Here is a 24,628-nt window from a genome sequence, read left to right as displayed (position 1 = left end):
CAATGCTTGTACCTAATTTTGTCCAATCTTGGTTTTGTGCTGCGTCTACTGTATTTTTAATTGCTTCTACTAATTTAGTCATTTGAATTTCTCCATTCTTTTTTTATTTTTAAATATTATTACATTAGAATCCTAAGTATTTACCTAGAATGCTTACGCCACTTGATACGATGTCAACAATGCTTGTACCTAATTTTGTCCAATCTTGGTTAATTCCTGCGTCTACTGTATTTTTGATTGCGTCGAATAATTTATCCATGTTTGTTATCTCCTTTGTACTATTTATAATTATCTTTAAATTAGAAGCCTAAATATTTACTCACTAAACCTACACCGTTTTCTACGATACTAACAATACTTGTACCTAATTTTGTCCAATCACCATTAATACCTGCAGTTACTGTATCTTTAATTGCGTTAAATAAACCTTCCATTTCATACACTCCTTAGAAATTAATTGGTAAAATTCTAAAACGATAGGTTACTGTATTGCTTGCTTCGTTTTGTTTAACTATCGTTTTGTTATCTTTACTATAAAGGGTTTATTTAGATACTTGTGACATTTTCCGTAACTTATACTTAAATCATCAAAACTGTATAATTTAAAAATTCATATTTACAGTTAGGAATTCAAATATGTCTATTTCGTCAAAGTTTTTTAGATTATCAAAATTAAATATTTAAAAATATTTAATATATAAATATATGATATAATCCAAAAGTATATATTTTTATTATATTTATTCTAATAATTTAATTAAATGGTGATAAGATGGTGCTGTTAAAAGTAATTATTACGTAAAATATGAATATGAGGATGCATCAATTGAATTAAGAAAAAGCAAACAATAAAAGTTAAAACGTATATTTATATATTCTTTTTTAAATGTTAAATATAATTAATTTAACTTATATATTTTATTTACCATTTTAACATGATCATTTATTTACTTATTCAACAAATAAATATCTACCTTCTGATATTCAAAATCTATAATTAATAAACTTTTATTCCTAATAATAGTGTTTAATGAATACTAAAACACATAACTTAATAGTAATGTCATTTTAATAATTTAACTAATTGAGGAGTACTCATAATGGAAGTAAATCAAAATAAAAAAGAAACTAATGGCTGTTTAAGCTGCCTAGGCTGTTTTGGTATCATCTTTTTAATTTTATTATTGATTGGTGGCTGTTCTGCTATATTTTCAGATGATAATAACAACGATAATACAGATAAAATAAGTGAAGAAAAAAATAAGTCTAAAAAAACTGAAGATACAAATAAAAATAATACTTCAAAAGAAAGTAAGAAAAAATATAATGAGAATGAACAATCTGTATCACAAAATAATAGTATTGAAAAATCTGAAGAAAAAGATAAAGATAATGATGAATCCGACATAGGTACAACGAATAAGATACCTGTAAAATTAAGTTCTACTGTTGATGGTGATACTGCAAAGTTTATCTATAAAGGAAAAACCGAAACATTTAGATTTTTACTTATAGATACACCTGAAACTAAACATCCAAGAATTGGTAAGCAACCATTTGGTCAAGAAGCATCTGATAGAACAGCTGAATTATTAAATAATGCTAAAAATATAGAAATAGAGTTTGACATTGGTCAAAAAGAAGATAAATATAATCGAAAATTAGCATATATATATGTTGATGGGGAAATGTTAAATAATATTTTAGTCAAAGAAGGTTTAGCAAAAATCGCTTATGTTTATCCACCTAATACAAGATATTTAGAAACTCTAGAATCATCTCAAGAACAAGCAAAAGCTGAAAAAATTGGTATATGGAGTCTAGATTCAGCATTTAAAGAGGATAATAAAGAAATGAATACATCTAACAACAATGAAAACAACGCTATTGAAAATCAAGTCGATAACTCTTTACCAAATGATAGTCAATCTAACGATACTGAACAATCAACTAGCAACGTTGAAACTTTCCCTAATTGCACTACATTAAGAAAAGTTCACCCTAATGGTGTTCCTGCCAATCACCCTGCCTATACATCAAAATTTGATAGAGATGGGGATAATTACGCATGTGAAGTTAATTAATCTTTCTATATTTTTTAGTAAGATAATTCTCAATATAAAATAATCATTATAGGAAATTGTAGTGTATATAAATTTGGTTATTGAAACTAGTTACGCTAATTATGTTATTCAATTTGAGTCATTCCGAGTATTTGAATATAAAGATATATGAATATTACATATTAAAGGTGGCGGTGCTATAAATAAGTGGACGATTCACTTTAGAATATGAATGAATATAAAGGGTTAATCTACATATAGGAGAAAAATCATGGAAGAAAAATTTAATAACGAACAAGAAGAAAGACAGTTTAGACAATTTCAGAAATATCAAAAACAGTAAGAAGAAAAGAAAAAGAAAAAACGTAAAAAGGTTGGCTTTGGGGCTGTGGTGGTTGTTTAGTTTTATTAATATTATTAATTATAGGTCTTACATCATGTACTGGAGTCTTTGTCAACGAAGTAGATAAACAAATGAATGAAGATAGTTCAGAAATCAAAGAAGATAAAAATGCTTTTAAAGAACAAACTGCAGCATTAAATTCAGCTAAAAACTACGCAGATGGAATGCATATGTCTAAAGATGTAATTTATAATCAATTAATTTCTAGTTCTGGCGATAAGTTTATAGAAGAAGAAGCACAATATGCAGTGGATCATTTAGACGATTAATTTATGGGGTAGCTTGTCTACCCTTAATTTATAAATAAGGAGAAACATACATGAAAAAGTTTTTAGTTTTAATTTTTAGTAGTGCTTTAATCTTAGGTGCGTGTGGTAACGATGACACATCTAACAAAAATTCTGATACTAAGTCGGAAAGTAAAACCGAAAAGAAATCAGAAGATAATAAATCCAAAGAGGGTAAAAAGTCTAAAGAAGAAAAGAAATTTCAAGAAAATGAAGATAACCAATCTACACAAGAAGATAATTCTACTGAAGAACAAAACACACAAGAAACTGCTACAAGTGAACAAGTTCAATCTCAACAACAAACACAAGAAACTGCAACTCAAAAGCAACAGCAAACACAACAAGCTAATAACGGTCAGCAACAATCTGATAATCATGAACCTACAAAAGAAGAAATATATGAATGGGATAAAGAAAATATTCCTGGAGGAACAGATTATGGTTTGATTGATCCAGAAGATGTAAACGAACAATCTGATAACTCTCAATCTAATGATTCAAATACTAATTAAGATCCAAATAATCCTTACATGAATATGCCAGACCAAGAGTGGAGAAATAACACTGGTGATGGATTATCCTCAGGTGAGAAACAACTTCAATATCAAATCGAACAAGGAGAATATGATGGTAATGATGGTCAACAAATACTTGACGCTTTAGACTATTATCAAGATAAATATGGAAATTAATAACTAGGGTAGTCCACCTACCCTTATTATTTTTTACTTTTTTGAGGTGATTATATGAAAACACGTTGTTATGACGGTAAAAAATGGCAATATGAATTTAAATATGAGGGTAAAAGGTATCGTAAAAAAGGGTTTAGAACAAAAAGAGAAGCTGATGCTGCTGGACTAGAAAGAATGAGTGAATTAAAAAATGGTATCGACTACCAACCTAACTTAACATTGAGCGAATATTTTAAAACGTGGTGTGAAACGTTCAAACTATCCACTGTAAGTCCTAGAACATACAAATCATATGCTTCAGCTATAAAACATATAAGTGAACATAGCATCGGTAAAAAGCCTTTAAAAGATATTTCTAGGTATCACTATCAAAATTTTATAAATGATTTCTCTAAATCTCATTCTAAAGAATCAATCAGAAAATTAAACGGTTATATTAGAACGTCATTAGATGATGCAGTTTATGAAGGTTTAATAACTAAAAACCCTACATTCAAAGTGAATTATAAAGCAAGCAACCCTAACAAAAGTGAAGATAGTAAATTTATTAACCTTGAAGATTACGAGAAATTAAAACAATATCTAAAAACTAAAGATAATGCATCTTCGTTAGTTTTATATATTATGATTTGCACGGGTTGTCGTGTTAGTGGTGCGTTAAATTTAAAGAGAGAGTACCTTAATCAAGTTAAAAATGAAATATATATAGATGAACACAAAACTGACTCATCTCCTAGATATGTAGAAGTAAGCAAAGATGATATGAAATTCATCATACAATCTGTTTCAAAGTTACCAGCAACGATTGACGGTAGTGTTTTTGGTAATTTAACTATTAATGCAGTTAATAAAAGATTAAAAGCATATTGTAATGATCTAGGAATAAAAGAAATAACTTCTCATGCGTTAAGACATACACATTGTTCTTATCTTTTAGCAAAAGGTATTTCTATTTATTACATTTCAAAAAGATTAGGCCATAAAAATATTTCAGTTACAACGGATGTATATTCACATTTATTGGAAGAACAATATAAAGAAGAAAATCAAAAAGCAGTAGAAATAATCAATGCAATGTAGTTGGGGACTCGGGTCCCTAAAAAGTCCCTAAAAATTAATAGACTATGATGTTTAATTAATAGGCAAAATAAAAAGAACGCCGTCATTACAGCGTTCTTAAAATAAAAATGTGCTTAATTAAAAGCTATTAGCGTCCTGGGAGGGATTCGAACCCCCGACCGATGGCTTAGAAGGCCATTGCTCTATCCAGCTGAGCTACCAGGACATTATTTTTTAACACAAGTATTATTATATCTAAAGAAGTTTTATTTAGCAATAGCTTTAATATAAAAAAAGTTTATATTTTCCACTAATTACGTATAATTGCAACTAATCACATACTTTTTTCGTTGCTATTTAGTTAAACTAAATAGCTAAATGTTTGGTACCAAACTTGAAATTAGATAGGACTAGACTATCTTGCATTGTAGTCCTAGCCCTTTAATAGTTAATTAATTTCAAATTCTATTGATTGAATGACTTGATGATCTCTATTTCTAAAATTCAGCGTAGCTTTTTTGCTTTCATCCTCTATAAGTAGTTCTGCGTACGTTTCTTCTATATTACTACGCGATTGTGAAATACTACCGGGATTTATAATATGGACGTCTCCTAATTTTTCATATTTAGCTATATGTGTATGCCCATAAAACGCAAATTGACAACCAAGAGATTGTGCTTTTTCAGCCAAACGCATACGCGTTTGATTTACACCATAAAGATGACCGTGGGTGTATAATGCTTTAACACTGTTCTTTTCAATAATGTCTTCATTTGGAAATTCAGGATAAAAGTCACAATTACCTTTTACACGTTGATACAAGCTCAATTCAGTATCGTTATATTTAAATTCAGAATCTCCTAAATGTAAGCATATATCTGCGTCTTTATGATAGTCGTATAATTCATACAGAATTCCAGATTCTGTATGATTATCACTTACAATTAACCATTTAGACATTTTAGACATTATTTTTCACGCTCCAAATATTCATTTAAAGCTTTAATTGCATTTCCACGATGACTCACATCGCTTTTTTCTTCTGTAGTTAATTCAGCCATTGTTTTGTTTTTTTCTGGAAGATAAAAAATAGGATCATACCCGAATCCATAATCACCTTTACGTTCTGTTGTAATTTCTCCAGATACAGTTCCTTTGAATATATGTGTTGGTTCATTTGGCGCACTCATACTAATCACACATACAAATTGTGCCTTTCTATTTGTCTTACCTTCTAACTTTTTAAGTACTTTATCAATATTTGACTCATCATTTTTCTCAAGACCAGCATAACGTGCAGAATATACACCAGGCTCACCATTTAGAGCATATACTTCTAAACCACTATCATCGGCAATCACTCTTTTATTGAGTGCTTTAGCTGCCGCTTCAGATTTTAATCGTGCATTTTCTTCAAAGGTAGTACCTGTTTCTTCAACATCAAAGTCTTTTATAATTTCTGAAATGCCAATAACATTATCATTTGGAAAAATAGTTTTAAAATCATTTATTTTACCTTTGTTGTTAGAAGCTATAACAATGTCTGCCACTTAAATCTTCCTTTCAATTCTGTTTTAAATTTAATCTACTTTTATACGTTCAACTTCTACATCTAATTTTAACCATTGAGAAATGATATGTTTAATATGAACCGTATCACCTGTTGCAAAAAATCGATGTTTTGGATGTTGCGTATAGCTTGCATGTTCATTACTAAACGTAAGTAATGCACTTACTTCACGTGCAGTTTCAAGCCCAGAAGAAATAACTTTTTTATTTCCACCAAAATAATCATTAATAGGTTTATATAATAATGGATAATGCGTACAGCCTAAAATAACAGTATCGGCATCTGTGTTACGCCAATGTTTTAAAGTCTGATGTATTACAATACTAGTTATTGTAGGGTCATCATAACGCATTTGTTCAACGAGGGGTACGAAACCTGGACATGCTACCCCATATACTTCGACATTTGGGTTTATTCTTTTAATATGATGGCGGTAAGCTTCTGATTTAATCGTGCCCTCAGTACCTAAAATTAAAACTTTTTGATTTTTTGTAGTCATAATAGCGGTTCTAGCACCAGGTTCAATGACTCCAATAACTGGAATTGGTAATAACTGCTGTAAATGTTCTAACGCCACTGCAGTTGCAGTATTACAAGCAATGACTAACATTTTTATATCAAATTCCATCAGTTTATTAGCAAGTTGCGTCGTAAAAGTTTTTACTTCTTCTCCAGGTCTTGGACCGTATGGACACCTTGCGATATCGCCTAAATAATATATTGTCTCATTAGGAAGTTGTCGCATAATTTCTTTAGCTACAGTTAGTCCTCCCACTCCAGAGTCTATGACACCAATGGGTTTATTCATTTACATTCATCCTTATAATACATAATACGTTTATTTTACCATAGACAAACCTAATCATTCATTAATTGATATTTTTGCTCATTTTCATTTTACTAAATAAACATTTATATACGTATTGAATTCCCTATTAATAAAAACCAGCAAAGTTTTTACTTTGCTGGCAAATATGTCATATTTAATTTACTTGATGATCAGAACCAAAGAATGATTTAAACATATGGAACGATGTTTCACGGTTCATTGCTGCAATTGACGTTGTTAATGGGATACCTTTTGGACATGCATTAACACAGTTTTGAGAGTTACCACATTCTTGTAAACCACCTTCACCCATTAAAGCATTCAGTCGTTCATCTTTAGTCATTGAACCAGTTGGATGTAGATCAAATAAACGTACTTGTGAAATAGCTTGCGCACCAATAAATTTATTATTACGTGTTACATTAGGACACACTTCTAAACATACACCACATGTCATACATTTTGATAATTCATATGCTGTTTGACGTTTCTTTTCTGGAATACGTGGACCTGGGCCTAAATCATAAGTACCATCAATTGGAATCCAAGCCTTCATACGTTTTAAGTTATCAAACATTCTTGTACGATCAACCTGTAAATCACGAATGACTGGGAATGTACTCATAGGTTCCAAACGAATCGGCTGTTCTAATTGATCAACAATGGCTGAGCAGGCTTGACGTGCACGACCATTAATAACCATTGAACAAGCACCACATACTTCTTCTAAGCAGTTCATATCCCATACTACTGGCGTTGTTTTTTCTCCTTTACTATTAACAGGGTTGCGTCTTATTTCCATTAAACAAGCAATCACGTTTAAATTCTCTTTATAAGGAATTTCAAATGTTTCTTCATACGCTTTTGCTTCTTGATTATCTTGACGTTTAATAATCAATTTAACTGTTTTTTGCGTGTGTTTTTCTTTTTTATGTGTTGTTTCTTGATTATGTTGTTCATCTGTATGACGTAATTCTTCTGGAGTGTCTTTTACTGATTGATTGTTAGCCATCATTTTTTACCTCCTTTAGATTTACTAGTATAGTCACGTTTACGTGGTGGGATTAAACTGATATCGACAGGTTCATATGTGAATTTAGGTGCTTCATATTCACTTTGATATTCAGCTAAAGTTGTTTTTAACCATTCATCGTCATTACGATCTGGGAATTCTGGTTTATAATGTGCTCCCCGAGATTCATTTCGGTTATACGCACCAATTGTTATGACACGTGCTAGTTGCAACATGTTCCATAATTGACGTGTAAAGAATACAGCTTGGTTACTCCAAGTTTGTGTATCTTCCATATCAATATTTTGATAACGTTCCATTAACTCAACAATTTTTTTATCCGTTTCTAATAATTTGTCATTTTCACGTACTACTGTAACGTTTGCTGTCATAATTTCGCCTAATTCACGGTGAAGTTTATAAGCATTTTCAGTACCACGCATATTAAGTAATTCGTCGAAACGTTTTTGTTCTTCATCTACACGATTTTGGTAAATACTGTCATCTAACTCAGTATATGATGTTTCGATATTTTCAACGTATTTAATTGCATTTGGACCTGCTACTGTACCGCCGTAAATCGCTGATAATAACGAGTTAGCACCTAAACGGTTACCGCCATGTTGAGAGAAATCACATTCTCCTGCAGCAAATAACCCTTTAATAGTTGTCATTTGATCATAATCTACATATAATCCACCCATTGAATAATGTACTGCTGGGAATATTTTCATAGGTACTTTACGTGGATCATCACCAGTGAATTTTTCATAAATCTCAATAATACCACCTAATTTAACATCTAATTCATGTGGATCTTTATGAGATAAATCAAGATACACCATATTTTCACCATTAATACCTAATTTTTGATTGATACATACATCAAAGATTTCACGTGTTGCAATATCACGTGGTACTAAGTTACCATAATCAGGATACTTTTCTTCTAAGAAGTACCATGGTTTTCCATCTTTATAAGTCCAAATTCGACCACCTTCACCACGTGCTGATTCACTCATTAAACGTAATTTATCATCACCAGGAATTGCCGTAGGATGTATTTGAATAAATTCTCCATTTGCATATTTAGCGCCTTGTTGATACACGATAGATGCAGCTGATCCAGTATTAATCATTGAATTCGTTGTTTTACCAAAAATAATACCCGGACCACCTGAAGCCATAATAACAGCATCAGAACCGAAAGATTTAATTTCAGAAGTAGTTAAATTTTGAGCAACAATACCCCTTGCTGCATTTTCATTATCTTTAACTAATCCTAAAAATTCCCATCCTTCATACTTAGTAACTAAACCATCAACTTCAAAAGAACGAACTTGTTCATCTAAAGCGTAAAGTAATTGTTGTCCTGTAGTTGCACCAGCATATGCTGTTCTATGATGAAGTGTACCTCCGAAACGTCTAAAGTCTAACAATCCTTCATTTGTTCTATTAAACATAACGCCCATACGATCTAATAAATGGATAATTTTTGGTGCAGCTTCAGTCATTGCTTTGACTGGTGGTTGGTTCGCTAAAAAATCTCCCCCGTATACTGTATCGTCAAAATGAATCCATGGTGAATCTCCTTCACCTTTAGTATTTACCGCACCATTAATACCACCTTGGGCACATACAGAGTGCGAACGTTTAACAGGTACAATTGAGAATAAGTCCACATGTGCACCTTGTTCTGCAGCTTTAATTGTTGACATCAGCCCCGCGAGGCCACCTCCGACAACAATAATTTTTTTCTCTGCCATAGAATTGTCACTCCCCTAAAATATATCTGAAACTAACCTATTAATTCTTTTTATAACTATGCTTTTATTACTTTCATTTTTTATGCAAAAGCTAAAATTGCAGTCACACCTATGTATGACAGAATTAAGAAAATAATTAATGAAACCCATGTGAAAATACGTTGTGATTTTTTAGATTGTAAAAATCCCCATGTTACTAAGAATGACCAAATACCATTAGAAAAATGGAAAATGACAGCAATAACACAAATAATGTACACGATAACCCAAATTGGATTTTGTAACGTTTGATGCATCATGTCATAACTGATTTCTTTACCAAAGAAAAGTTTTTGTAAACGTGTTTGCCATAGGTGTACAAAGATGAATACGAAAGCAATAATTCCTGTTAACCTTTGTAACGCAAACATCCAGTTTCTAAATAATGAATAATGGCCGATATTTTCTTTAGCAGTAAAAGCAATATGAATACCATATAATCCATGATATAAAATTGGAATGTAAATCAAAATAAGTTCAGCTACTAATAAAAATGGTAAAGATTCCATAAAGCCTGCAGCCTTATTAAAAGCCTCAGCTCCTTGAGTCGCTTGGTGGTTAATCATTAAATGAACAATTAAAAACGCACCAATCGGAATAATCCCTAGTAGTGAATGAAGACGTCTAAGATAAAATTCATTTTTAGACTTAGCCAAAAGAAGTCCCCCCTGTTATAAAACATAATAAATTTAAATAGCTTCTTTTTAAGATAGTACTATAAACGCATTTACTATTTTATTTAGTACTTGTATGTATAAAAATATAATAGTTATAATGATTGTAAATTTTCTGAAAATTAAACAAATCAAACATCTACTTTTTATTAGATTGAGTATTATTATTTTTCATAACTACAAGTATGACTTAAAAAAGTAAATATAATTAAAAACAAGATGAATAAATGAGATATACAAGTATTACATGATAATCGTGTAACTACTATAAAATGATAATATTTCTCACTTAGAAAACGCTTCCATACTTTCTTAAAAAAATAAGCTTTTTGTTAACTATATTGTAACATTCTTTCTATATGTATGGGGTATGAAATTCAAAGTCATACCCCTTTTTTTAAATTAATCTTCTTTTAAAGCGTATTGTAGATTTTCAGCTACCCTTTTAGGTAATCCTGCAGCTTTTAAATCTTCTATACTAGCTTCTTTCATTTTTTTAATGGAACCAAATGTTCTTAATAATTTTGTTTTTCGTTTACTTCCTATACCCTCTACTGTATCAAGAACAGATTGTAATCCAGTTTTTTGTCGGGTTTGACGATGGAATGTTATCGCAAAACGATGTACTTCATCTTGGATTCTATGGAGCAAATAAAAGGCTTGACTATTTTTCTTTAGAGGTACAACCTCAGCATTTGCACCGTACAATAATTCAGATGTTTGGTGTTTATCATTTTTTCTTAATCCAGCAACAGGAATGTCTAAACCTAGTTCATTTTCTAGTACATCTATGACACCAGACATATGTCCTTTACCACCATCAACGATAATAAGATCTGGTAATGGAAGACCTTCATTAAGTACACGCGTATAACGACGGCGTACAACTTCTCTCATCGACTTATAATCATCAGGACCTTTCACAGTCTTAATTTTGTATTTACGATATCCTTTTTTATCCGGTTTACCATCCACAAATGTTACCATTGCCGAAACAGGATCAACACCTTGGATATTTGAGTTATCAAATGCTTCAATTCTTATCGGTGTTTGAATGCCCATTCTTTCACCAAGTTCTTCAATAGCTTTTATCGTTCTAGATTCGTCTTTAGCGATTAATTGAAATTTATTTTCTAGTGCAACTTCAGCATTATGATTAGCTAAATCAACCATTTCTTTCTTTGTTCCACGCGCAGGTTGAACAATTCTTGTATCAACTACAGAGTGAATGATATCTTTATCTAAATTTTTCGGTACATGTACTTCTTTAGGTAAAATATGTTGATTTAAGCTATAGAATTGTCCAATGAATGTATAAAATTCTTCTTCTTCTGTTTGTTGTAGAGGAATCATTGTTGCATCACGTTGAATCATATTTCCTTGTCTAATAAAGAATACTTGAATACACATCCAACCTTTAGAAACGCTATATCCAAAAACATCTCTAATTGTATTATCTGAAGACATAATTTTTTGTTTTTTAGTTAAATTATGAATATGTTGAATTAAATCTCTATATTCTTTAGCACGTTCAAAATCTAACTTCTCACTAGCATCTAGCATGCGTGTTTCAAGATTATGAAGAATTGTTTTATCTTCTCCATTTAAAAAGTCAGTAATTTCACGCGTCATTTGTGCATATTTTTGTTGATCTACATCATACACACATGGTCCCATACACTGACCGATATGATAATATAGACACAATTTATCAGGCATATTATCACATTTTCTAAAAGGATAAATACGATCTAATAATTTTTTAGTTTCCTGTGCTGAATATGCATTAGGATAAGGTCCGAAATATTTTCCTGTACCTTTTTTTACAGTACGAGTCACAAGTAAACGTGGATGTTTTTCTTTAGTAATCTTTATAAAAGGATAACTTTTATCATCTTTTAATAAAATATTGTAGCGAGGTTGATATTGTTTAATCAAATTCAACTCAAGTAATAATGATTCTGTCTCACTTGAAGTTACAATAAATTCGAAGTTGCGAATTTCACTAACAAGACGTGTAGTTTTTGCATCATGTGCACCAGTAAAATAAGAACGTAGTCGATTTCGTAATCGTTTTGCTTTACCTACATAAATAATTTGGTCATTTCGATCTTTCATTAAATAACAGCCTGGTTCAAATGGGACGACACTTAATTTATCTCTAATTTTTTCTTCGTAGTCGGTCATCCGTCTCCTCCTTTCCATTAACTTGACGTTCACATAAAAAAGACGGAGCGATTACATAACATGTAATGCCCCATTCTTTTATAATTGTACTAAATATTATAGATGTTTATCTAAAACTTCTGCTAAGTTTTCTTTAGGTTGGAAACCTACTACTTTATCTACTGCTTCTCCATCTTTAAATACGATTAAAGTTGGGATGCTCATTACTTCATATTTAGCAGCAGTAGATGGATTTTCATCTACATCTAATTTTAAGATGTCTGCTTTACCATCATAGTCTCCAGCTAATTCTTCTAACACAGGGGCGATCATTTTACAAGGTCCACACCAAGTTGCCCAAAAATCTACTAATTTAACACCTGATTGAATGTTTTCATCAAAATTTGAATCTGTAACTTTTACGATTGCCATAATTGCCAATCCTCCTTAAATATTAAATGATGAGCAAATTATAACAGACTTTCCATATATCTGCATTGCTCTTGCTCATCTTTATCACTATTTATTAATCTTGTCATAAACTTGTGTTAAGATTAAACCCTTGCTTTATTGTACGTCAAATTTAAAAAAATCAACATTCTAGTTTTATATTATTTAAGTTCTGCTACTGTAACACCAAATCCGCCTTCACTTGGCATTCCACCACGAAAAGATTGAACACTTTTATGTTTTTTTAAATGATTTTGAACTGCTTTTTGAAGTGCACCTGTACCTTTACCATGAATAATATAAACCTGTTCATAGTTACTTAATACAGCTTGGTCAATATATTGATCTAAAGCTCCAACCGCTTCTTCATAACGATAGCCTCTTAAGTCTAATTCTGTTTTAATAGTTTGACGATTTTGGCGTGTCACCATTTTAGTTGGTTTTTCTTTTTTCTTTTTCGTTTTTTCTAAATCTTCAATAGGTAATTTCATTTTGATAATACCCATTTGAACTACAGCTTCATTTTCTCCGCTTAATTCTAATACTTCGCCTTTTTGTCCATAAGATAATACTTTAACTTCATCGCCAACATGAATATCATCCCATTTTTGTTTTTTTACATTTTGTTTTAAGGATTTAGCTTCATATTGATCTTCTAAATGTTTTTTCTTATCAATTAGTTCGTGTTCTTTAACGTCGGCTCCTTTTTTATCTCGCATTTCTCTTAAATCTTTTAGAATGTCATCTGCTTCTTTTGTAGCTGATTTAATGCGTTGATTTGCTTTATCTTTAGCTTCATCCATTAATTTTTGTTCATAATTTTTATATTGTTGATACTGACGTTCCAAATCATCATGCGTTGTTCGTGCTTCTCTTAATAATTTTTCAAGCTCAATACGTTGTTCATCCACACGTTTAGAATTTTTCTCTAATGACTCTATCATTGAATTAATTTCTTGTTCGTCTGTACCAATCATTGTTTTAGCTTTATTAATGATGTTTAATCCTAACCCTAATTTTTTGGAAATATCAAAGGCATTGGAACGTCCAGGAACACCCATTAATAATTTGTAAGTCGGGCTTAACGTATTCACATCAAACTCAACACTCGCATTCATAACGCCTTCCCGATTATAACTATAAGCTTTAAGCTCTGGATAATGTGTCGTTGCCATAACTAGCGAACCAATACCTCTCACATGATCGAGAATACTCATAGCTAAGGCAGCACCTTCACTTGGATCGGTTCCAGCACCTAATTCATCAAATAAAACAAGACTATTTTTATCTGTTTCTTTTAAAATTTCTACAATATTTTTCATATGTGATGAAAACGTAGATAGTGATTGTTCAATCGATTGTTCATCACCTATATCACAGTATACGTTTTCAAATACACTCAATTGACTGCCATCTAATGTAGGAATGAGTAACCCGGATTGAGCCATCACAATGATAAGTCCCAACGTTTTTAAAGTGACAGTTTTACCACCTGTGTTAGGTCCCGTAATAATAACCGTTTCAATATCATCAATAAATTCAATTGTATTTGCTACGACTGTATCTTTATTCAATAAAGGATGATAAGCATTAGGTAAATAAACCGTTCTTTCCTTATAAAAAGTAGGTTTTGTCCCTTTAATTGATCGTGCATAACGCGCTTTAGCTGTTAAGAAATCAATTTGACCCATAACTGACTCTGCCACTAAACAATTATTATCATCAGCAGCTACTAAACCTGTTAATTCTGTTAATATACGTTCACGTTCTACTGCTTCATCATTTCTTAATCGACTAATTTGATTATTCATTTCAACAATGGAAGAGGGCTCAATATAAAGGGTTTGTCCAGAAGCTGATTGATCATGCACAATCCCTTTAAAATCTTGTCGATATTCTGCTTTTACTGGTATCACATTGCGATCATTTCGCACTGTAATAATGGCATCTGAAAGTTTCTTTTGATTAGCTTGACTTTTAACAATACGATCTAAATTTTGTCTAATACGTTGAGTCGTACTTGATATTTTGCTTCGAATACCTTGCAATTCATAACTTGCATTATCATATAAATCATAAGCATCACATTTTTCATTTATTTCTTGATATAAATCAGTAAGTACAGGTAGTTGATTCATTCTTTCATTTAAAATTGGATACTTTACGACGCCTTCATCTTCTTCAAGCAGTTGATTATAAAATGTTTTAAATTGATTTTGTACTTGTATCAACCGCTTAATTACATTTAATTCGGTAACATTAAGCACACCACCAATTTTAGCACGGTGAATTAATGGTGATACTTTTGATAAACCACTTAAACTAGGTAAACGATGTTTATTATAAATTTGTGATATTTCATCTGTCTCATTCATTTGAAATTCTACAGTTTCAAAATCAGTTGCTGGAGACATTTTAGACACTTTTTCACGTCCTAAATCACTTATCGTTTCAGAAGCTACAAATGATTTGATTTTATCAAACTCTAAGACGTCTAATGTTTTTTGTCTCATACAATCCCTCTATTTCTGTAATTTAATATTATTATTAATAAAGTTTTTAAAAGCGTCACGCGTCATTGTATTAATTACTCTATCTTTATTTACAAATCCTTTTTGCGCAGTAGCTACGCCATATTTCATAAAATCAAGATGATCCACATGATGGGCATCTGTATTAATTGTTAATTTAATATTTGGATATTTTTTAACAGTGGCAGCATTTAAATCTAATCGTTTTGGGTTAGCATTAATTTCCATTACCGTTTGTGTTTCTTCGGCAAGTTGCATCAACTGTTCTATATTAGGTTGATACCCTTCACGTCGCTCAATAATACGACCAGTTGGATGGGCAATATGTCTAACATAAGGATTACGACATGCATGTTCTAGGCGCTTCATAATCTCTTCTTCAGATTGATTGAAACCTTGATGAATAGCTGCAATAACATAGTCAAGTTGCGATAGTATATCATCCTCATAATCTAATGATCCATCAGGTAAAATATCCATTTCTGTACCTGAGTAAATATCTATTTCTGTGTATTCTTCATTCAAATTTTTTATTTCTTCATTTTGACGTAATAGTCGTTCAACTTGTAATCCATGAGCAACTTTTAAACTCTTTGAATGATCCGTAATGACCATGTATTCATAGCCTTTTTTAATGTTTGCTTCAATCATTTCTCGTATAGAGAAAGCGCCGTCACTATACGTTGTATGCATATGAAGATCACCTTTAATATCATCTAATGTAATGATTGAGTTTAAATCACGATCAAACTCGCTGCCATCTTCACGTATTGCCGGAGCAATCCAATGTCTACCGAAGTGTTGGTAAATTTCAGCTTCACTTTGGAATTGGAGTAACGTTCCATCTTGTTGTTCGATACCATACTCACTTACTTTTTCATTTTGTGCTTTAGCAAGTTGTCTAATGCGAATGTTATGATCTTTGGAACCTGTAAAGTGCTGTAAGGTATGATAAAAGGCTTCTGGTTCAACAAGTCTAAAATCTACACCAATTGTTTCATCATCATATTCCAATTCAAGCGACACTTTCGTTTCTCCAACTGCGACTTCTTTCACTTTATTTGGAATATTTAAAAGTTGTTGTTGTACATGAAGAGGGTGTCGTGTACTAATAATATAGTCTAAATCTTTACTTACTTCTTTATAACGACGGAAACTACCTGCTTCAGAATAATGTTCAACTTCTTCTAATTGTTCTAGATAAGTCATAATATCTTTATTTAAATGTCGCATCAAATCAATAGGATAATGATCTTTTTTAGCTCCTAGTGCTTTTACTGCTTCAAGTATGTTTTGTTCTGTTTTTTTAGCAAATCCACTTAATTCACTAACTTTTCCCGCTTCACAAGCTTCTTGAAGACTTTCTTTATCTGTAATATTTAACTCTTTATATAACTTTGCAATTTTTTTACTACCTAAACCTTGAATTTTCATTAAAGAAATTAATCCTTCAGGAACTAAACGTTGCAATTCTTTTAAAGTTGATGAGGTCCCAGTTTCTCGATATTCGCTAATGACCTCTCCTACCCCTTTTCCAATTCCTTTTAATTCAGTAACATCTTTTATTTCATCTAAAGAGCGTTCATCTATTTCAAGACTTTGTGCTGCTTTGCGATAAGCAGACACTTTAAACGTATTTTCTCCATTCAATTCCATATATATAGCAATTTTTTCTAGTAGTTGAATTACATCTTTCTTTGTCATTACATTCACTCCATAAAAAGAGACCAGGAGGTTTATATCCATCACCTAGTCCTGACCTTTTATCTTTTTTATTTATAAATTTAGTATATAAGATGATAAAAACGGCATCTTAAATAGAATAATATGGCTTAAATAACCGTGTTTTAAACTTTCTTGAATCCATTCATTAGGATATAAAGATACTAAATATAAAACAAGTTGCAGTACAATCACACTTGCAATACTACCTAATACGCTTCCCAATATTCGACTTGTAACATGAATATTATGATATGACACTATATTATCAAAAGTTACAATAATAAGATATAAAAGCAACTTACTTATAAAAGCAATACATAAAAATGCCACAATAGTATCAAAACGTTTTTGTACATCATGGTATTGAAATGCGAAGTGCGTGTCAAAAGCAACTGTTTTAGGAAATGGAACAAAAACAATCATTTGTTTTGATATATATTGGTAAAAACGATGCGCAATGAATAGTGAGACAAGTGTAGACGACAAATGAAGACTATTCAGCCAAAGGCCTCTTCTAAAACCAATTATCATATACATCAAAATAATAAGTATCATTACTAAATCTATAGTCATTTAGCTATCCTGATGTTTTAATTCATAAATCATTTGTTTTAATATTTCGTTTTCTTCTTCCAATTTCACTTTTTCGTCCATGATATTCACTGCAGTTAAAATTGCTTTTCTTGTTGTATCTAATCCTGCTGATTTACGTCCTAATAATCTTAGCTGTTCATCTACTAAATGTGCTACATAACGTATGTGTTCAGGATCATCGTCACCGATAATCGTAAAATTTTGATCATTGATCGATACATTAATACGATTTTTAAATTCTACCATTGTATTAACTCCTGACTTTTGATAATATTTTAAATTTCTTTGACTAATGTTTTGTTGAGTGAATAAGTAGATTATTATTATTATACATGAGTGTCTCTTATTTGTAATTATAGATTTAAATACTATTGATTTATACCACTAAACCTACGTTCTTATCTTCATTATGTTAAAGTATATCTATTAGAATTTTAAAAGAGAGGTTTAAACAAGTTATGGGAAATGTAGTACATAAATTAACTAATCAAGATATTGAGCAACTGATGAACCAAATTAACTTTAGTACATCCAATTTACCTAATGGGATGAAAGCAAGAACCAAATATCATGACACTGTCATTAGTATTTACAATTCTGGTAAAGTTATGTTTCAAGGAAAACGTGCTGAACATATAGCTCGTCAATTTTGTACTACTGATTCTGGAACTAATTCAAAATCTTCAAAGGCAGATGGTTTCCATAATATAACATATGATGATTATAATTGTATTGGTAGTGATGAAGCAGGAAGTGGCGATTATTTTGGTCCATTAACGGTTTGTGCTGCTTATGTATCTAAAGAGCATATAGATATTTTAAGAACGCTAGGCGTAGATGATTCGAAAAAATTAACAGACACTAAAATTATAGAACTTGCAGAACAACTGATTACCTTTATTCCTCATTCATTACTTATATTAAACAATACTAAATATAATGAAAGACAAGCACTAGGTTGGTCTCAAGTAAAAATGAAAGCAGTCCTTCATAATGAAGCGATAAAAAATGTAACTAACAAGATAGATACTAAAGCATTAGACTACATTGTCATTGACCAATTTGCAGAACGTAACGTCTACAAGCGTTATGCTCTAAGCGACTTACCTTTTCCAAATCAAACAAAATTTGAAACAAAGGGAGAATCTAAATCACTTGCTATTGCAGCAGCAAGTATCATTTCTCGCTATGCTTTTATTAAGCACATGAATTCAATATCAAAAATGATGCATTTTGATATTCCGAAAGGCGCGAGTCATAAAGTAGATTTAATTGCTGCTCAAATTATTGAAAAATATAATATTAGTAAGTTAGATTCTATTTCAAAAAAACATTTTAAAAATCGTGATAAAGCATGGACATTGGTTAATAAAAAGTATCAATAAAGAACATTTTAGAATGCTATAAGATAGCACTACGACGATGTCTGAATTCATCAAATTCAGTATCGAGAATTGTTTCAACACTATTATTTACATATCGTGACACATCATTTGTGGGAACAAGTGCTGAAGTTTCTATCGATAAAGTAAGTTGAGTCATGCTAGAACTTTATATATAAGGTACCTCGTTAATTTAGTTTAGTGAAGTTTATTAAATTATACGAAAGGACCTTATTTTTTAAAAGTATTTCAATGTAAAACTGTATATAAAAAGGATTTTAGCGAGACTCGACTCTTGAGGGAATACGATACGTTAAAGACTACAGACTAGATCTGTCCCCTAATAAAGAGAGTCAACTATACAAAGCATTGTAAATAATGAAACCAGTAAATGACTTTATAATAAACTCATTTACTGGCTATTTTTTAGGATATATGTCCCAATCTCTTCGTTATTTTATTATCGAATTGTAGCGCCTTTAGCTTTTAATGCTTCTAAAATTTTATCATGCACTTTAGAAACACGTTCATCTGTAAGTGTATTTTCAGTATCTAAATAATTTAAACGAATGGCTACTGATTTTTTACCTTCTTCCAAGTGTTCACCTTCATACACATCAAATACAAGTGTATTTTTTAGAATGTCTTCACCATTCTCATGAATAATATCTAATAATTCTGATGAAGGCATGTCACGGCTTACTTCCATAGCGATATCTCTTGACACACCAGGGAATTTTGGAATTGGTTCATAATTAATGTAACCTACAGCTACTTGCATCATTGCATCATAATCTAATTCAAATACATATGTGCGTTTAAGATCATTTTCAGCTGCTAATTGAGGATGTAATTCTCCTACAAATCCTATCTCTTTACCTTCTAATGAAACAATCGCAGTTCTGCCTGGATGAAGGCCTTTAATTTCGCCAGCTTTATAAGTGAAATCTAAATTTAATTTTTCAGCAATTCGATTGACTACACCTTTAGCAATAAAGAAATCAATCTCTTCTTTTTTACCTTGCCAAGTATTAACTACATATTCTCCAGTTAGAATACCACTTAAATATTCTATTTCATCCGGTAATTCATCTTTGCCGTTACCAAAGAACACACGTCCAATTTCATATAATCTTACATTTTTATTTTTACGTGCTACGTTATAAGCTGTTGCTTCGATTAAATGTGGTAATAAGCTTTGACGTAATGTAGAATGCGCTTCACTCATTGGCATAAGTAGACTAATTGTAGAACGTTCTTGTAATGCAAAATCTTTGGCATGGTCTTTAGACACAAGTGAATATGTGATGGCTTGATTTAATCCTGCACCTTCGAGTGTTTCTTTTACTGTACGCGTTTTATATTGACGATCTGTCAATTTTCCACTAGTTACATCATCGAACACTGGTAAAGTTGAAGGAATATTATCATAACCGTATATTCTTGCTATTTCTTCAATTAAATCTTCCTTAATTGAAATATCTTTACGACGTGAAGGTACATATACTGTTAAAGTATCGGCATTTTGAATCGTTTTAAATCCTAATTGTTCGAAAATAGCTTTAATCTCATCATTTGATAAATTAAAACCAATTGTTTGATTTACTTTTTCGGCAGTAATATCAATTGGCGTAACAAGTGAACCTAAATCCCCTTGTGCCACTCTATCTTTTAATACTTCGCTAGAAGCATAATGTTCAAGTAAATAACAAGCTCTATCGACTGCTTCATTGACAAATTCTGTTGCAATACCTTTTTCAAAGCGACTTGAAGACTCACTACGTAAATTCAAACGACGTGATGTGTGACGAATAGATACAGGGTCAAAAATCGCACCTTCTACTACGACATTCATTGTTTGATCAGTCACTTCTGAAAAATCTCCACCCATAACACCAGCTAATGCAATAGGTTCTTTACCATTTGTAATAACGATATCTGTATCAATAAGAGTTCTTTCAGTATCGTCTAATGTTATCATTGTTTCATTTTCATTCGCTTGACGTACAACAATATCTTTAGAACCCATATGATCTTGATCAAACATATGAAGTGGTTGACCATATTCGAGTAATACATAGTTAGAAATATCAACTACATTATTAATTGGACGGATACCAGCTTTAATTAAACGTGCTTGCATCCAAATAGGTGATGGTGCAATTCTCACATTTTTAACAACTCTTGCACTGTAATAAGGGACTTTTTCAGGGTTATCAACTGTCACTGATAACTCATCTGTTGCGGAAGTTTCAGTTTCGTTAAGCGTTGTGTTTGGTTTAGTTATTTCAGCTTGATATAACGCTGCAACTTCATATGCAGTTCCCACCATACTTAAAGCGTCTGCACGGTTAGGTGTTAAATCAAATTCCATAATTTGATCATTAAGATATAATGCGTCTAGTGCATCAGTTCCTGGTGTCACTTCATTAGGAAATACGAAAATTCCATTTTCATAATCTTTTGGTACAACATTACTTGAGACACCAATTTCTTGTAAGGAACAAATCATACCTTCCGAACGTTCTCCGCGTAATTTGGCACGTTTTATTTTAATCCCTCCAGGTAAACGTCCACCTACTTTAGCTACAATCACATATTGATTTTCATCAACATTAGGTGCTCCACAAACAATTTGAACCAGTTCTTCTTCACCTATATCAACTTGACAGATATTCAATTTATCTGCATCTGGATGTTTTTCTTTAGATGTTACATATCCTACTACTAAATTTTTAATATCTTTTGAGTAATCTATAATATCTGCTACTTCAATACCTGTACGTGTAATACGCTCAGCTAAGTCTTTAGCAGGTACACCAGCATCTACGTAATCTTTTAACCATTCATTTGAAATCAACATTATGCTTCACCTCTATCTTCTACAGCTTTAAATTGATTAAGGAATCTCACATCATTTGTATAGAAATGACGAATGTCTTCGATTCCGTATTTTAACATTGCTATACGATCTGGCCCCATACCAAATGCAAAGCCAGAATATTCATTTGAATCAAAACCGGCCATTTCTAGAACATTAGGATGTACCATACCTGCACCTAAGATTTCAATCCATCCAGTATGTTTACATACATTACATCCTTTACCTTTACATTTGAAACAAGAGACATCTACTTCCACTGATGGCTCTGTGAATGGGAAATAACTTGGTCGTAATCGAATCTCACGATCAGCCCCAAATAATTTTTTAGCTACTAACTCTAACGTTCCTTTCAAATCACTCATTTTAATATGTTTATCTACTACTAAACCTTCAATTTGTGTAAATTGATGACTATGTGTAGCATCATCTGAATCTCGTCGATACACTTTCCCAGGACAAATAATTTTTACTGGTCCTTGACCGTGACGTTTTTCCATTGTACGTGCTTGCACTGGAGACGTGTGCGTACGCATCAAAATCTCATCTGTAATATAAAAACTATCTTGCATATCTCGGGCTGGATGTGATTTAGGAAGATTTAAAGCTTCAAAATTATAATAATCTTGTTCTACTTCGTATCCGTCAACAATTTCATATCCTAATCCTAGGAATAAATCTTCAATTTCTTCAACTGTTCTAGTTAATGGATGTTTTGAGCCAATATTAATTTGACGACTAGGTAATGTAACATCAATTGTTTCCTCAGCAAGTTGTTGGTTTAACTTTTCATTTTTTAATAATTCTTGTTTTTCTTCAAGTTCATTTTGAATTGCTTGTCTTAATTCATTTACTTTTTGTCCATAAGCTGGCTTTTCTTCATTTGGTAAATCTTTCATATTTTTCATTAAACCACTTACAGAGCCTTTTTTTCCTAGATACTTTACTTTGACATCTTGTAAAGCACGTTCATCTTGCGCTTCATTAATGTCTACTAAAGCTTGTTGTCTTAATTCTGTCATTGAATCATTTTGAGTCATGACTTACACCTCATACTTTCTATTTATCATAAAATTTGCTTTATTAAATTAAAAAAAGACTTTCATCCCTAAATAACTGGGACGAAAGCCTTCCGTGGTACCACCCAAATTTATGCTTAAGCATACACTTGTTAGCATTGTTAACGAAGATGCACTCCGACTTAAATTTCTTTAAGTAACCAAAAAGGTGAAAAAAACTAATGTAAATTGAAGTAAGTTTCAGTCACGCTTACTTTCCCTGTGCAATTAATCATTTAGTTTACGTCTTTTTATCGGTTTATATTTATCTTTAATAAACATATCATTTTAATTTTGTATACAATTAAGTATAGTCGATTTTAAATCAAAAGGTCAACCTTTCAAATGATAAAGCAAAATACTTCCAGCAATCGCCACGTTTAAACTTTCCGCTTTGCCGTATATAGGTATAATAAGATTTTGCGAGGTATGTGCTAATAATTCTTTATTAACACCTTCTCCTTCATTACCAAGTAATAAGGCAAATGTGTCTTGCGATTCGATGTTTTTATAAGACACAGCATTTTCTAAGGCTGTACCATATACTGGGCCATCAAATTGTTCAATAAATTTATTTAATTCTGTTGTGACAATAGGAATGTGAAATACACTTCCTTGACTTGCTCTCATTACTTTGTCTTGGTATGCATCTGCTGTACCTTTTTCCATTACAACCATATCTATACCCGCAGCATCTGCTGTACGAATTAACGTGCCTAAGTTACCAGGATCTTGTATACGATCAAGTAATAACACTTGTTTCGCTTTTGAGATATCATGTTTAGGTTTTTCAATAACTGCAAAAAAACCTTGTGGTGTAATAGTCCCTGATAATGATTCAGCCACTTTCATATTAATTTCGTAAGCTTCTTTTGCATACTCTAAAAGTCTAGAATCTGTTCTTTCAGGCTCAATTACAAATAATTGTTTAATCATTATATTACTTTTAAATGCTTCATCAATTAAATGTATCCCTTCGATGAGAGCTAATCCTGTTTTATCGCGTTCTTTTTTCTTTTTAAGTTTATTTGCTAATTTAATTTTATTATTTTGTGTTGAAGTAATTTGTTCCATAATAGTCTCTCCAAATTATTTTTGATAGCAATGGTATAAATTGAGATAATATAAAAAAAGAGTGGGATAGAATTCATAATGAATTCGTATTCCACCTTTTTCAAATAGATATAAATTATTTAGAAACGACTTCTTCACCATTGTAAGAACCACAGTTTTTACATACGCGGTGAGATAATTTGTACTCGCCACAGTTTGGGCATTCAGTCATACCAGGTACTGAAATTTTGAAATGAGTACGACGTTTATTTTTTCTAGTTTTAGACGTTCTTCTTTTTGGTACTGCCATGATATATCCTCCTTAATATTAAAACACATAATCTCAAGTATTCGGTCATTTAATTATTATACTATAAATTAAATTAACCT

25 protein-coding genes, 1 tRNA gene and 1 pseudogene are annotated in these 24,628 nt (G+C 31.4%); 6 read left to right on the top strand and 21 right to left on the bottom strand.

All coding sequences use genetic code 11. From position 1 onward, the window contains the following. From HMPREF2953_RS04350 to HMPREF2953_RS04340, 3 genes are all read right to left on the bottom strand, one after another. The coding region (locus tag HMPREF2953_RS04350; RefSeq protein WP_141752632.1) for a beta-class phenol-soluble modulin at positions 1-82 on the bottom strand (82 nt) is incomplete at its 3' end. A gap of 42 nt (positions 83-124) precedes the next feature. Next, positions 125-259: a beta-class phenol-soluble modulin gene (locus tag HMPREF2953_RS04345; protein ID WP_002488705.1), complete on the bottom strand. Its 135-nt coding sequence runs from the start codon at positions 257-259 to the stop codon at positions 125-127. Between the two features lie 40 nt (positions 260-299). Further along, a complete protein-coding gene (locus tag HMPREF2953_RS04340; protein ID WP_002449997.1) occupies positions 300-434 on the bottom strand; it encodes a beta-class phenol-soluble modulin in 135 nt (44 codons plus the stop codon). Positions 435-1,100: 666 nt separating this feature from the next. On the opposite strand from HMPREF2953_RS04340, the gene HMPREF2953_RS04335 reads away from it, so the two are divergent. The 5 genes and pseudogenes from HMPREF2953_RS04335 (at position 1,101) to HMPREF2953_RS04320 (ending at position 4,528) form a co-directional block, all read left to right on the top strand. After that, positions 1,101-2,084 (top strand): thermonuclease family protein, encoded by a 984-nt coding sequence (locus HMPREF2953_RS04335; RefSeq protein ID WP_070671982.1) that lies wholly within the window; start codon positions 1,101-1,103, stop codon positions 2,082-2,084. 250 nt (positions 2,085-2,334) lie between these two features. Beyond that, positions 2,335-2,726: pseudogene (locus HMPREF2953_RS04330) on the top strand (Ltp family lipoprotein); the annotation flags it as partial. A gap of 59 nt (positions 2,727-2,785) precedes the next feature. Beyond that, positions 2,786-3,268 carry a hypothetical protein gene (locus tag HMPREF2953_RS04325; RefSeq protein WP_256263313.1) on the top strand — a complete coding sequence of 161 codons (483 nt, stop codon included), beginning with the start codon at positions 2,786-2,788 and terminating at the stop codon, positions 3,266-3,268. An 18-nt stretch (positions 3,269-3,286) separates the two neighbouring features. Next, positions 3,287-3,448: a hypothetical protein gene (locus HMPREF2953_RS11465; RefSeq protein WP_218086334.1), complete on the top strand. Its 162-nt coding sequence runs from the start codon at positions 3,287-3,289 to the stop codon at positions 3,446-3,448. Between the two features lie 54 nt (positions 3,449-3,502). Next, entirely contained in the window at positions 3,503-4,528 is a 1,026-nt protein-coding gene (locus HMPREF2953_RS04320; protein ID WP_070671980.1) for a tyrosine-type recombinase/integrase, read from the top strand. Positions 4,529-4,659: 131 nt separating this feature from the next. Here the strand turns inward: HMPREF2953_RS04320 and HMPREF2953_RS04315 are convergent. The 13 genes from HMPREF2953_RS04315 to zapA form a co-directional block, all read right to left on the bottom strand. Next, positions 4,660-4,733 (bottom strand) — tRNA-Arg (locus HMPREF2953_RS04315). A 222-nt stretch (positions 4,734-4,955) separates the two neighbouring features. Further along, entirely contained in the window at positions 4,956-5,468 is a 513-nt protein-coding gene (locus tag HMPREF2953_RS04310) for a YfcE family phosphodiesterase (protein ID WP_037556103.1), read from the bottom strand. Between the two features lie 8 nt (positions 5,469-5,476). Then, positions 5,477-6,058 carry an XTP/dITP diphosphatase gene (locus HMPREF2953_RS04305; protein WP_002449992.1) on the bottom strand — a complete coding sequence of 194 codons (582 nt, stop codon included), beginning with the start codon at positions 6,056-6,058 and terminating at the stop codon, positions 5,477-5,479. A 30-nt stretch (positions 6,059-6,088) separates the two neighbouring features. Next, a complete protein-coding gene (racE, locus tag HMPREF2953_RS04300; RefSeq protein WP_002450014.1) occupies positions 6,089-6,886 on the bottom strand; it encodes a glutamate racemase in 798 nt (265 codons plus the stop codon). A 175-nt stretch (positions 6,887-7,061) separates the two neighbouring features. After that, complete coding sequence (gene sdhB, locus HMPREF2953_RS04295) at positions 7,062-7,919, bottom strand: succinate dehydrogenase iron-sulfur subunit (RefSeq protein ID WP_037556106.1); 858 nt, start codon at positions 7,917-7,919, stop codon at positions 7,062-7,064. Continuing rightward, entirely contained in the window at positions 7,919-9,685 is a 1,767-nt protein-coding gene (gene sdhA / locus HMPREF2953_RS04290; RefSeq protein WP_070671978.1) for a succinate dehydrogenase flavoprotein subunit, read from the bottom strand. Before sdhA ends, sdhB begins: the two co-directional genes overlap by 1 nt. An 80-nt stretch (positions 9,686-9,765) precedes the next feature. After that, entirely contained in the window at positions 9,766-10,380 is a 615-nt protein-coding gene (locus HMPREF2953_RS04285) for a succinate dehydrogenase cytochrome b558 subunit (protein WP_049335463.1), read from the bottom strand. 420 nt (positions 10,381-10,800) lie between these two features. After that, positions 10,801-12,585, bottom strand: coding sequence for an excinuclease ABC subunit UvrC (gene uvrC / locus HMPREF2953_RS04280; RefSeq protein ID WP_070671976.1), 1,785 nt, complete (start codon positions 12,583-12,585; stop codon positions 10,801-10,803). 96 nt (positions 12,586-12,681) lie between these two features. Then, positions 12,682-12,996: a thioredoxin gene (gene trxA, locus HMPREF2953_RS04275; protein ID WP_002449989.1), complete on the bottom strand. Its 315-nt coding sequence runs from the start codon at positions 12,994-12,996 to the stop codon at positions 12,682-12,684. Between the two features lie 179 nt (positions 12,997-13,175). Continuing rightward, on the bottom strand, positions 13,176-15,527 hold the full coding sequence (locus HMPREF2953_RS04270) for an endonuclease MutS2 (RefSeq protein ID WP_070671974.1): 2,352 nt from the start codon (positions 15,525-15,527) through the stop codon (positions 13,176-13,178). Positions 15,528-15,536: 9 nt separating this feature from the next. Then, positions 15,537-17,249, bottom strand: a complete 1,713-nt coding sequence (gene polX / locus HMPREF2953_RS04265) for a DNA polymerase/3'-5' exonuclease PolX (RefSeq protein WP_049335458.1) — start codon at positions 17,247-17,249, stop codon at positions 15,537-15,539. Positions 17,250-17,321: 72 nt separating this feature from the next. Continuing rightward, positions 17,322-17,843, bottom strand: coding sequence for a CvpA family protein (locus HMPREF2953_RS04260; protein ID WP_070671972.1), 522 nt, complete (start codon positions 17,841-17,843; stop codon positions 17,322-17,324). Continuing rightward, positions 17,844-18,110, bottom strand: a complete 267-nt coding sequence (gene zapA / locus HMPREF2953_RS04255) for a cell division protein ZapA (RefSeq protein ID WP_002449984.1) — start codon at positions 18,108-18,110, stop codon at positions 17,844-17,846. 212 nt (positions 18,111-18,322) lie between these two features. Between zapA and rnhC the strand changes: the two genes are divergently transcribed. Continuing rightward, positions 18,323-19,249, top strand: a complete 927-nt coding sequence (gene rnhC / locus HMPREF2953_RS04250) for a ribonuclease HIII (protein ID WP_070671971.1) — start codon at positions 18,323-18,325, stop codon at positions 19,247-19,249. 16 nt (positions 19,250-19,265) lie between these two features. Here the strand turns inward: rnhC and HMPREF2953_RS11460 are convergent, their stop codons facing one another. From HMPREF2953_RS11460 to rpmF, 5 genes are all read right to left on the bottom strand, one after another. After that, the gene (locus tag HMPREF2953_RS11460) at positions 19,266-19,406 is read right to left on the bottom strand and encodes a hypothetical protein (RefSeq protein ID WP_037554444.1); all 141 of its coding nucleotides are present in this window, start codon (positions 19,404-19,406) and stop codon (positions 19,266-19,268) included. Between the two features lie 300 nt (positions 19,407-19,706). Continuing rightward, the gene (pheT, locus tag HMPREF2953_RS04245) at positions 19,707-22,109 is read right to left on the bottom strand and encodes a phenylalanine--tRNA ligase subunit beta (protein WP_070671970.1); all 2,403 of its coding nucleotides are present in this window, start codon (positions 22,107-22,109) and stop codon (positions 19,707-19,709) included. Next, on the bottom strand, positions 22,109-23,167 hold the full coding sequence (pheS, locus tag HMPREF2953_RS04240) for a phenylalanine--tRNA ligase subunit alpha (RefSeq protein ID WP_017175722.1): 1,059 nt from the start codon (positions 23,165-23,167) through the stop codon (positions 22,109-22,111). Before pheS ends, pheT begins: the two co-directional genes overlap by 1 nt. Positions 23,168-23,518: 351 nt before the next feature. Beyond that, positions 23,519-24,259 (bottom strand): TrmH family RNA methyltransferase, encoded by a 741-nt coding sequence (locus HMPREF2953_RS04235; RefSeq protein ID WP_002488712.1) that lies wholly within the window; start codon positions 24,257-24,259, stop codon positions 23,519-23,521. 115 nt (positions 24,260-24,374) lie between these two features. After that, a complete protein-coding gene (gene rpmF, locus HMPREF2953_RS04230) occupies positions 24,375-24,548 on the bottom strand; it encodes a 50S ribosomal protein L32 (RefSeq protein ID WP_001830121.1) in 174 nt (57 codons plus the stop codon). Positions 24,549-24,628 lie beyond the last annotated feature (80 nt).

The organism is Staphylococcus sp. HMSC072E01, from assembly GCF_001814125.1.
In the GTDB taxonomy this organism is placed as follows: Bacteria; Bacillota; Bacilli; order Staphylococcales; family Staphylococcaceae; genus Staphylococcus; species Staphylococcus hominis.
The sequence above is the reverse complement of the archived record's forward strand: the minus strand, read 5'-3'. Positions and strand labels throughout refer to the sequence as shown.

Bases quoted from the DNA above. Each gene is read 5' to 3' on its own strand.
- HMPREF2953_RS04345 (WP_002488705.1), bottom strand. From the start codon at position 259: ATGGATAAATTATTCGACGCAATCAAAAATACAGTAGACGCAGGAATT.
- HMPREF2953_RS04340 (WP_002449997.1), bottom strand. From the start codon at position 434: ATGGAAGGTTTATTTAACGCAATTAAAGATACAGTAACTGCAGGTATT.
- HMPREF2953_RS04335 (WP_070671982.1), top strand. From the start codon at position 1,101: ATGGAAGTAAATCAAAATAAAAAAGAAACTAATGGCTGTTTAAGCTGC.
- HMPREF2953_RS04325 (WP_256263313.1), top strand. From the start codon at position 2,786: ATGAAAAAGTTTTTAGTTTTAATTTTTAGTAGTGCTTTAATCTTAGGT.
- HMPREF2953_RS11465 (WP_218086334.1), top strand. From the start codon at position 3,287: ATGAATATGCCAGACCAAGAGTGGAGAAATAACACTGGTGATGGATTA.
- HMPREF2953_RS04320 (WP_070671980.1), top strand. From the start codon at position 3,503: ATGAAAACACGTTGTTATGACGGTAAAAAATGGCAATATGAATTTAAA.
- HMPREF2953_RS04310 (WP_037556103.1), bottom strand. From the start codon at position 5,468: ATGTCTAAATGGTTAATTGTAAGTGATAATCATACAGAATCTGGAATT.
- racE (WP_002450014.1), bottom strand. From the start codon at position 6,886: ATGAATAAACCCATTGGTGTCATAGACTCTGGAGTGGGAGGACTAACT.
- sdhB (WP_037556106.1), bottom strand. From the start codon at position 7,919: ATGGCTAACAATCAATCAGTAAAAGACACTCCAGAAGAATTACGTCAT.
- sdhA (WP_070671978.1), bottom strand. From the start codon at position 9,685: ATGGCAGAGAAAAAAATTATTGTTGTCGGAGGTGGCCTCGCGGGGCTG.
- uvrC (WP_070671976.1), bottom strand. From the start codon at position 12,585: ATGACCGACTACGAAGAAAAAATTAGAGATAAATTAAGTGTCGTCCCA.
- trxA (WP_002449989.1), bottom strand. From the start codon at position 12,996: ATGGCAATCGTAAAAGTTACAGATTCAAATTTTGATGAAAACATTCAA.
- HMPREF2953_RS04270 (WP_070671974.1), bottom strand. From the start codon at position 15,527: ATGAGACAAAAAACATTAGACGTCTTAGAGTTTGATAAAATCAAATCA.
- polX (WP_049335458.1), bottom strand. From the start codon at position 17,249: ATGACAAAGAAAGATGTAATTCAACTACTAGAAAAAATTGCTATATAT.
- HMPREF2953_RS04260 (WP_070671972.1), bottom strand. From the start codon at position 17,843: ATGACTATAGATTTAGTAATGATACTTATTATTTTGATGTATATGATA.
- zapA (WP_002449984.1), bottom strand. From the start codon at position 18,110: ATGGTAGAATTTAAAAATCGTATTAATGTATCGATCAATGATCAAAAT.
- rnhC (WP_070671971.1), top strand. From the start codon at position 18,323: ATGGGAAATGTAGTACATAAATTAACTAATCAAGATATTGAGCAACTG.
- HMPREF2953_RS11460 (WP_037554444.1), bottom strand. From the start codon at position 19,406: ATGACTCAACTTACTTTATCGATAGAAACTTCAGCACTTGTTCCCACA.
- pheT (WP_070671970.1), bottom strand. From the start codon at position 22,109: ATGTTGATTTCAAATGAATGGTTAAAAGATTACGTAGATGCTGGTGTA.
- pheS (WP_017175722.1), bottom strand. From the start codon at position 23,167: ATGACTCAAAATGATTCAATGACAGAATTAAGACAACAAGCTTTAGTA.
- HMPREF2953_RS04235 (WP_002488712.1), bottom strand. From the start codon at position 24,259: ATGGAACAAATTACTTCAACACAAAATAATAAAATTAAATTAGCAAAT.
- rpmF (WP_001830121.1), bottom strand. From the start codon at position 24,548: ATGGCAGTACCAAAAAGAAGAACGTCTAAAACTAGAAAAAATAAACGT.